Consider the following 401-nt stretch of genomic DNA (forward strand, 5'->3'; position numbering starts at 1 on the left):
AGCTGGCGTTGCATCTCGAACAACTTTTGTAGATTCAATCTTCGTCACCCCATTCGTCTTCTTCCAATTGACGCTCTAAACTTCGCAACACTTCGATCACTTCGCGTTTTTCTTTGTTTTCTAAGTGGCTTGCCATTACACACCCAACCGCTATATTGATTGCGCGGCATACGTCCATGTGTTATCACCTCGCTAGACGTTTTATTTTGCTCTGTGAGGCGTTTTTCTCGTTCTGGGATACTTTCCTATTACCCTCGCAAGAAAAACGCCATATGGGCTAAAATTTGAATAATTAGAGCGTGTTAGTTTTTGAGTCTTGCTATTGCCAAAATGTATTTCAGCCGATCATAATCCAGCTCCCCGATCTCCCGTCCCTCGTACTCATGTATGCCCATCTCGAT

General features: G+C 43.9%; 1 protein-coding gene. It reads right to left on the reverse strand.

Features of this window, described 5'->3' with window-relative positions; genetic code table 11:
• Positions 1 to 34 precede the first annotated feature (34 nt).
• On the reverse strand, positions 35 to 178 hold the full coding sequence (locus tag DSM465_RS19490) for a hypothetical protein (protein WP_155121009.1): 144 nt from the start codon (positions 176 to 178) through the stop codon (positions 35 to 37).
• Between the last annotated feature and the right edge of the window lie 223 nt (positions 179 to 401).

The organism is Geobacillus thermodenitrificans subsp. thermodenitrificans DSM 465 (genome assembly GCF_000496575.1).
Classification (GTDB): Bacteria; Bacillota; Bacilli; order Bacillales; family Anoxybacillaceae; genus Geobacillus; species Geobacillus thermodenitrificans.

Bases quoted from the DNA above. Each gene is read 5' to 3' on its own strand.
- DSM465_RS19490 (WP_155121009.1), bottom strand. From the start codon at position 178: ATGGACGTATGCCGCGCAATCAATATAGCGGTTGGGTGTGTAATGGCA.